At 70.8% G+C, this 8510-nt stretch carries 5 protein-coding genes and 1 pseudogene; 3 read left to right on the plus strand and 3 right to left on the minus strand.

Going from position 1 to position 8510, the window contains the following annotated elements:
• Together K6I33_RS27110 and K6I33_RS27115 are read right to left on the minus strand one after the other, a co-directional pair.
• Nucleotides 1-281 (minus strand): annotated as a pseudogene (locus tag K6I33_RS27110) (hypothetical protein); the annotation flags it as partial.
• Nucleotides 282-328: 47 nt separating this feature from the next.
• A complete protein-coding gene (locus K6I33_RS27115; RefSeq protein WP_229357157.1) occupies nucleotides 329-1675 on the minus strand; it encodes a DUF2252 domain-containing protein in 1347 nt (448 codons plus the stop codon).
• A 157-nt stretch (nucleotides 1676-1832) separates the two neighbouring features.
• On the opposite strand from K6I33_RS27115, the gene dnaE reads away from it, so the two are divergent.
• Nucleotides 1833-5384 (plus strand): DNA polymerase III subunit alpha, encoded by a 3552-nt coding sequence (gene dnaE, locus K6I33_RS27120; protein WP_229357158.1) that lies wholly within the window; start codon nucleotides 1833-1835, stop codon nucleotides 5382-5384.
• A gap of 80 nt (nucleotides 5385-5464) precedes the next feature.
• On the opposite strand, the gene K6I33_RS27125 is transcribed toward dnaE, so the two are convergent.
• Nucleotides 5465-5638, minus strand: coding sequence for a hypothetical protein (locus tag K6I33_RS27125; protein ID WP_229357159.1), 174 nt, complete (start codon nucleotides 5636-5638; stop codon nucleotides 5465-5467).
• Nucleotides 5639-5944: 306 nt separating this feature from the next.
• On the opposite strand from K6I33_RS27125, the gene K6I33_RS27130 reads away from it, so the two are divergent.
• Both K6I33_RS27130 and K6I33_RS27135 read left to right on the plus strand, forming a co-directional pair.
• Nucleotides 5945-7258 (plus strand): NYN domain-containing protein, encoded by a 1314-nt coding sequence (locus K6I33_RS27130; RefSeq protein ID WP_229357160.1) that lies wholly within the window; start codon nucleotides 5945-5947, stop codon nucleotides 7256-7258.
• A gap of 157 nt (nucleotides 7259-7415) precedes the next feature.
• Complete coding sequence (locus tag K6I33_RS27135) at nucleotides 7416-8390, plus strand: ABC transporter ATP-binding protein (protein WP_229357161.1); 975 nt, start codon at nucleotides 7416-7418, stop codon at nucleotides 8388-8390.
• The last annotated feature ends 120 nt before the right edge of the window (nucleotides 8391-8510 follow it).

Consider the following 8510-nt stretch of genomic DNA (forward strand, 5'->3'; position numbering starts at 1 on the left):
GGGTGGCCGGGGCGGCCGTAGCAGGTGTCCTGCCCGGCGGTGAAGAGCGCCGCGGCGCCCAGCTCCAGCGGGACCAGGAGCGCGGCGATGCGCCCGTAGCCGCGCTCGCGGCCCGCGAGGGCGTAGGCGAGCGCGAAGACGGCGGCGCCGGCCCCGGCGACGGTCGCGAGCGGCAGCGGTTTCCCGGACAGCAGCACATGGGAGGCCGCGGACAGCAGTACGCACAGCGCCGCGAAGAGCGCCGCGCGCACTGCCCGCCACCGTGCCGCTGATATGTCCATGAGGGCCGAGTGTGTCATGCCGCGCGATAAACCTCGACTAAAGGCGACTAAAGGCCCGGAATACGGCCGTTGCGGAAGAGGTCCACGAAGATCTGGTGGTCCGCGCGGGCCCGGGTGCCGTAGGTGTGGGCGAAGTCCACGAGGAGCTCCGCGAAGCCCTCCTCGTCGGCGGCGATCACGGCGTCGATGGCGCGCTCCGTGGAGAACGGCACCAGCGAGTGGCCGCTCTGGTCGTCGGCGGCCGCGTGCATGGCGGCGGTGGCCCGGCCCAGGTCGGCGACGACGGCGGCGATCTCCACCGGGTCGTCGATGTCCGACCAGTCGAGGTCCACGGCGTAGGGCGAGACCTCGGCGACCAGCTGCCCGTGGGCCCGGCCCCCCTCCTGGAGCTCCGTCCAGCCCAGCCACGGGTCGGCGTGCGCCTGGAGCGCCCGCTGCGAGATCACCGTGCGGTGGCCCTCGTGCCGGAAGTAGTCGCGCACGGCCCTGTCGGTGATGTGCCGGGAGACCGCCGGGGTCTGCGCCTGCTTCATGTAGATGACGACGTCGTTCTCCAGGGCGTCGCTGTTGCCCTCCAGGAGGATGTTGTACGAGGGCAGGCCGGCGCTGCCGATGCCGACGCCCCGGCGGCCCACGACGTCCTTGACGCGGTAGGAGTCCGGGCGGGCCAGGCTGGTGTCGGGGAGGGTCTCCAGGTAGCCGTCGAAGGCCGCGAGGATCTTGTAGCGGGTGGCGGCGTCCAGCTCGACGGTGCCGCCGCCGGGGAGGAAGCGCCGGTCGAAGTCGCGTATCTCCGTCATCGTGGCCAGCAGCCCGAAGCGGGTCAGGGAGCGGGCCTCGCGCAGGGCGCCGAGCAGCGGGCCGTCGGCGGTGTCGAGGGTGAAGGGCGGCAGCTCTGTGAAGTCAGGGTTCTTGGCTCCAGTCGCCAGGGCGTGGATCCGCTCGCGGTAGGCGGCGGCGTAGATCCGCACCAGCTCGGAGATATTCCCGTCGCTGAGGGCCTTGGCGTGGCCCAGCAGCGCCACGGAGGCGGCGAAGCGCTTGAGGTCCCAGGTGAAGGGGCCGACGTAGGCCTCGTCGAAGTCGTTGACGTTGAAGACCAGGCGGCCGTTGGCGTCCATGTACGTGCCGAAGTTCTCGGCGTGGAGGTCGCCGTGGATCCACACCCGGCCGGTGCGCTCGTCCAGGTAGGGGCCTGCGTCGCGCTCGTGCGCCAGGTCGGAGTAGAAGAGGCAGGCGGTGCCCCGGTAGAAGGCGAAGGCGGAGGCGGCCATCTTTCGGAACTTCACGCGGAAGGCCGCCGGGTCGGCCGCCAGCAGCTCACCGAAGGCGGTGTCGAAGACGGCGAGGATCTCCTCGCCGCGCGCTGCGGCCCGCTCGTGCTCGGTCGCCATCGCGGGTTCCTCCTGGTGGGGTCATCGGGCGGACACATGTGCTGCCCGTCCGGGGCGTCCGAGGTTACCGGCGTGTGCCCACCGGTGTCGGTGGGGGCCGGTAACCTTCAAAACGGTCCCCGTCCGCCCCGAATCCGCCCGCCGGAGGTCTCCCGCCGTGTCAGCGCCGTCCAAGTCGCCCTTCACGCACCTGCACGTCCACACCCAGTACTCCCTGCTGGACGGTGCCGCGCGGCTCAAGGACATGTTCAATGCCTGCAAGGACATGGGCATGACACACATCGCCATGTCCGACCACGGCAATCTCCACGGCGCCTACGACTTCTTCCATCAGGCGAAGAAGGCCGAGATCACCCCGATCATCGGCATCGAGGCCTATGTCGCGCCCGAGTCCCGGCGCAACAAGCGGCGCATCCAGTGGGGCCAGCCGCACCAGAAGCGCGATGACGTCTCCGGTTCGGGTGGTTACACCCACAAGACGATCTGGGCGGCGAACGCCACCGGCCTCCACAACCTCTTCCGGCTGTCCTCCGACGCCTACGCCGAGGGCTGGCTGACCAAGTGGCCCCGGATGGACAAGGAGACCATCGCCCAGTGGTCCGAGGGCCTGATCGCCTCCACCGGCTGCCCGTCCGGCGAGGTGCAGACCAGGCTGCGGCTCGGCCAGTTCGACGAGGCGGTCCAGGCGGCCAGCGACTACAAGGACATCTTCGGCGAGGGACGCTACTTCCTGGAGCTGATGGACCACGGCATCGAGATCGAGCGCCGCGTCCGCGACGGCCTGCTGGAGATCGGCAAGAAGCTCGGCATCCCGCCCCTGGTCACCAACGACTCCCACTACACCTACGCGCACGAGGCCGAGGCCCACGACGCCCTCCTGTGCATCCAGACCGGCAAGAACCTCTCCGACCCGGACCGCTTCCGCTTCGACGGCTCGGGCTACTACCTGAAGTCCACGGACGAGATGTACGCCATCGACTCCTCGGACGCCTGGCAGGAGGGCTGCGCCAACACCCGGCTGGTCGCCGAGCAGGTCGACACCGAGGGCATGTTCCAGTTCCGGAACCTGATGCCCAAGTTCGACATCCCCGAGGGCTACACCGAGGTCACCTGGTTCCGCGAGGAGACCATGCGCGGGATGCACCGCCGCTTCCCCGGCGGCATCCCCGAGGACCGCATGAAGCAGGTCGAGTACGAGATGGACACGATCATCTCGATGGGCTTCCCGGGCTACTTCCTCGTGGTCGCCGACTTCATCATGTGGGCCAAGAACCAGGGCATCGCGGTCGGCCCCGGCCGAGGCTCCGCGGCCGGCTCGATCGTCGCGTACGCCATGGGCATCACCGACCTCGACCCGATCCCGCACGGCCTGATCTTCGAGCGCTTCCTCAACCCCGAGCGCATCTCCATGCCCGATGTCGACATCGACTTCGACGAGCGCCGGCGCGCCGAGGTGATCCGCTATGTGACCGAGAAGTACGGCGCCGACAAGGTCGCCATGATCGGCACCTACGGCACCATCAAGGCCAAGAACGCCATCAAGGACTCCGCCCGCGTCCTCGGCTACCCGTACGCGATGGGCGACCGCCTCACCAAGGCCATGCCCGCCGACGTCCTCGGCAAGGGCATCCCGCTCTCCGGCATCCTCGACCCGAAGCACCCGCGCTACGGCGAGGCCGGCGAGATCCGCGGGATGTACGAGAACGAGCCGGACGTCAAGAAGGTCATCGACACCGCGCGCGGCGTCGAGGGCCTGGTCCGCCAGATGGGTGTCCACGCGGCCGGTGTGATCATGTCCAGCGAGACGATCACCGACCACGTCCCGGTCTGGGTCCGGCACTCCGACGGTGTGACCATCACCCAGTGGGACTACCCGAGCTGTGAGTCGCTCGGCCTGCTGAAGATGGACTTCCTCGGCCTCCGCAACCTCACGATCATGGACGACGCCGTCAAGATGGTGAAGGCCAACAAGGGGATCGACATCGATCTCCTGGCCCTCCCGCTCGACGACCCCACGACCTTCGAGCTGCTCCAGCGCGGTGACACCCTCGGCGTCTTCCAGTTCGACGGCGGGCCCATGCGGTCCCTGCTGCGGCTGATGAAGCCCGACAACTTCGAAGACATCTCCGCCGTGTCCGCCCTGTACCGGCCGGGCCCGATGGGCATGAACTCGCACACGAACTACGCCCTGCGCAAGAACAAGCAGCAGGAGATCACCCCGATCCACCCGGAGCTGGAGAAGCCCCTCGAGGAGGTCCTGGCCGTCACCTACGGCCTGATCGTCTACCAGGAGCAGGTCCAGAAGGCCGCCCAGATCATCGCCGGCTACTCGCTCGGCGAGGCCGACATCCTCCGCCGCGTCATGGGCAAGAAGAAGCCCGAGGAGCTGGCGAAGAACTTCGTCCTCTTCCAGGAAGGCGCCCGGAAGAAGGGGTACACCGACGAGGCCATCCAGGCCCTGTGGGACGTGCTGGTCCCCTTCGCCGGTTACGCCTTCAACAAGGCCCACTCCGCCGCGTACGGCCTCGTCTCGTACTGGACCGCCTACCTCAAGGCCAACCACCCCGCCGAGTACATGGCCGCGCTCCTCACCTCGGTGCGCGACGACAAGGACAAGTCGGCGATCTACCTCAACGAGTGCCGCCGCATGGGCATCAAGGTGCTCCCGCCGAACGTCAACGAGTCCGAGGCCAACTTCGCCGCCCAGGGCGACGACGTGATCCTCTTCGGCCTCACCGCCGTCCGCAACGTCGGCGCCAACGTCGTCGACTCGATCATCCGCTGCCGCAAGTCCAAGGGGAAGTACACCTCCTTCCCCGACTTCCTCGACAAGGTCGAGGCCGTCGTCTGCAACAAGCGCACCGTCGAATCGCTGATCAAGGCCGGCGCCTTCGACACCATGGGCCACACCCGCAAGGGCCTCACCGCGCACTACGAGCCCATGATCGACAACGTGGTGCAGGTCAAGCGCAAGGAGGCCGAGGGACAGTTCGACCTCTTCGGCGGCATGGGCGACGACAGCGGCGACGACGGCCCCGGCTTCGGGCTGGACGTGGAGTTCTCCGACGTCGAGTGGGAGAAGGCCTATCTGCTCGCGCAGGAGCGCGAGATGCTCGGCCTCTATGTCTCCGACCACCCGCTCTTCGGCATCGAGCACGTCCTCAACGACAAGGCCGACGCCTCGATCTCCCAGCTCACCGGCGGTGAGCACGCCGACGGCGCCATCGTCACCATCGGCGGCATCATCTCCGGCCTCCAGCGCAAGATGACCAAGCAGGGCAACGCCTGGGCCATCGCCACCGTCGAGGACCTGGCCGGCTCCATCGACTGCATGTTCTTCCCCGCCACCTACCAGCTGGTCTCCACCCAGCTCGTCGAGGACGCCGTCGTCTTCGTCAAGGGACGGCTCGACAAGCGCGAGGACATCCCCCGGCTGGTGGCCATGGAGCTGATGGTCCCCGACCTCTCCAACGCCGGCACCAACGCCCCGGTGATCATTTCCATCCCCACGGTCAAGGTCACCCCGCCGCTGGTGGAGCGGCTGGGCCAGGTGCTCAGCCACCACCGGGGCTCGACCGAGGTGCGGATCAAGCTCCAGGGCGCCCGGAAGACGACCGTCCTGCGGCTCGACCGCCATCGGGTGACACCCGATCCGGCACTCTTCGGCGACCTGAAGCAGCTGCTCGGCCCGTCCTGCCTGGCGGGCTGAGCCCGGCACCACCTTGTACGCGCTTGAGGGGCGCGCCCGCCGATGCGGGCGCGCCCCTCAAGCGCGTCGAAGCGCCGGGGTCAGTTATGACCGAAGCGCTTCTGCTTGCTCTTACGGGCGAGATCGCCCGGGGTCACCTGTGTCGCCCGCTGCTCGCTCTGGGCCTCGATCGACGACTTCTGGGCCTGCTGCTGACCGCGCTCCGCCGCGCTGGACTTCTGCTGGCTCCGGTCCTGCTTCTTGTTCTTCGCCATTGCTGCTGTGCCTCCGGATCGGGGTGACGGCCCCCCACGGATCACCCTTGCACGCCCCCACGAAGAGCGCATTTCGGGTCATTACCTTCGGTGACAGGTGTACTTCTCCGCCGCCGCCCGTATCCGCCACGCCGAAGATCCAGTTCGGACTGATAACCCCCGCGCGGTCGGGCAGACTCCTGGCAAGCCGAGGAGACCGGGGCACCGCCGTGCCGGGGCGACCGCACCGTGCGAACTCACCAGCACCGACCAGAACTCAGCCGAAACCGGCCGAAGTCATCTGAACTCACGGAAAGAGGGTGGAACGTGGACCGCTGCGTCGTCCTGGTGGACGCCGGCTATCTGCTGGGCGCCGCCGCGAGCCTGCTGGCGGGGGAGCCCGCCAGGTCGCGCATCACCGTCGACCACGCGACCCTCATCCAGGGGCTGCGCGAGCGCGCCGAGGCCGACACCCAGCGTCCGCTGCTGCGGATCTACTGGTTCGACGGCGCCCCCGACCGGGTGCCCCAGCCCGAGCACCGGCGGCTGCGCGTCATGTCCCGCGTCACGGTCCGGCTGGGCGCGCTGACCCGCAGCGACGGCCGCTGGGCCCAGAAGGGCGTGGACGCGGCCATGCACGCCGAGCTCACCGAGCTCGCCCGCAACCGCGCCTGCTCGGACATCGTGCTCGTCACCGGCGACGGCGATCTGCTGCCCGGCCTGATGTCCGCCAAGGAACACGGCGTCGCCGTCCACCTGTGGGCCGTGCAGGCCGCCGACGGCGACTACAACCAGTCCGAGGACCTCGTCGCCGAGGCAGACGAACGACGCGTCCTGGACCGCAGCTGGATCACCCGCGCGGTACGGCCCAAGGAGCTCACCGGCCCCTGCGCCCCGCCGCCCGCGCCCCGGCCCGAGATCGCGGCGATCCTCTCCGCGCCGCTGCCCGAGACCGCCGCCGCGGCCGCCGCGGCGGCGGCCTCCGGGCACGGCGCGGAGAGCCGCCCGGCCGTCGAGCGCAACGGCACCCGGCCCGCGGCGACGGCCCCGGCAGTCGGCGCCGACGCCCCCGCCGCACGGGGCGTGCCCACCCCGAAGGACCTCGCGGGCCTGGGGCGCGGGGCGGCGGGCACTCAGCAGCCGGCCGGCACCCCGGCGCCGGGCCCCGGCCCGGGCCCGGCCAACGGCCAGTCCGGCGCCGGGGCGACGCCCAACGCGACCCTGCGCTGGTCCTCCGACAAGGGCTGGATCGACCGCCCTGCGGGCGGCGGTCCGGGCGAGTCCCCCGAGACGGCCTCCCTGCCCATGCTCGCCCAGCTCACCAGCGCCGAACAGCGCTGGGCCGACCGCGAGGAGGACATCACCACCGTCGGCGGCGACCCCTTCGAGGTCGGCCAGGTCTTCGCCCGCCGCTGGGCCGAGCGCCTGACCGACTCCGTCCACCTCCAGCACCTCTCCACCGAGTACCCCCGCATCCCCCACCGCATCGACGGCGAGCTCCTGCGCTACGCCGCCCGCTTCGGGCTCCTCGCCCACAAGGACGACCAGATCGACGAGCACGACCGCTACGCGATCCGCGCGGGCTTCTGGCGCGAGATCGACGCCCGGACGGCCGCGGAGCACGCGCAGGCGGGGGACTGACGGGGCATCTCCTCCGCCGCGACGGCGATCAGCGCCACGATCGTGCCCGGAAGCGGGCTCAACCGTGCCCCCGGGCGAGCCGCGGGCGCCGGGGCGCGTACCCTCATAGCTCGTGAGAACGGTCGGGAAACAGGCGGAGCGCGCCGCGGGCGCCACGGTGTGCACCGTGCGGGGGCTCGTCAAGACCTACCCGGCCGCGCGCGGCCGCCGCGGCCGTCCCGGCGCGGAACCCGTCCGGGCCACCGACGGCATCGACCTCGACATCCGGCGCGGTGAGATCTTCGGGCTGCTCGGCCCCAACGGCGCCGGCAAGACCACGCTCGTCCGCCAGCTCACCGGGCTGCTCCGCCCCGACGCGGGCGGCGTCGACCTCCTCGGCCACGACCTCGTCCGCCACCCCGAGCGGGCCGCGCGTCTCATCGGCTACCTCGGCCAGGAGTCGACCGCGCTGGACGAGCTGACCGTGGCCCTGGCCGCCGAGACCACCGGCCGGCTGCGCGGCATGGACCTGCGCACGGCCCGGGCCGAGCGGGACGCCGTCCTCGACGAGCTGGGCCTCGCCCCCCTCGCGGGCCGTCCGCTGAAGAAGCTCTCCGGCGGCCAGCGCCGCCTCGCCTGCTTCGCCGCCGCGCTGGTCGGCGACCGTCCCCTGCTCGTCCTGGACGAGCCGACCACCGGCATGGACCCCGTGGCCCGCCGGGCCGTGTGGGCCGCCGTGGACCGGCGCCGCGCCGAACGCGGCGCCACCGTGCTGCTGGTCACCCACAACGTCATCGAGGCCGAGACCGTGCTGGACCGGGTCGCGGTCCTGGAACACGGGCGGATCATCGCCTGTGACACCCCGGCGGGCCTCAAGGAACTCATCGGCGACGAGGTCCGCGTCGACCTGGTCTGGCGCACCGAGCCGCCGCTGGACGTGCCCGAGGTCGCCGCGCTGCGCGACATCGCCCTGGAGACCGGCCGCCGCTGGTCGCTGCGGCTCGGCCCGGCGGAGGCGCGCGCCGCCGTCGCCGCGGTGACCGGCGGTCCCGCCTTCGCCGCGCTGGACGACTTCACGCTCGCCACGCCGAGCCTGGAGGACGTCTATCTCGCGCTGGGCGGCGGCCGGGCGCAGGGGCTGGTGAAGGTGTGACGAGGTCCGTAGCGAACAGGAGCTGTGCCGCGTGAGTGCCGTATCCGCAGAGGCGGTGTCCGGGAAGGTCCGGGACCGGGGTGGGGACCGGACCTTCCCGGACACCTGTCTCTTCTACAC

Source organism: Streptomyces sp. UNOB3_S3, from assembly GCF_020740895.1.
In the GTDB taxonomy this organism is placed as follows: domain Bacteria; phylum Actinomycetota; class Actinomycetes; order Streptomycetales; family Streptomycetaceae; genus Streptomyces.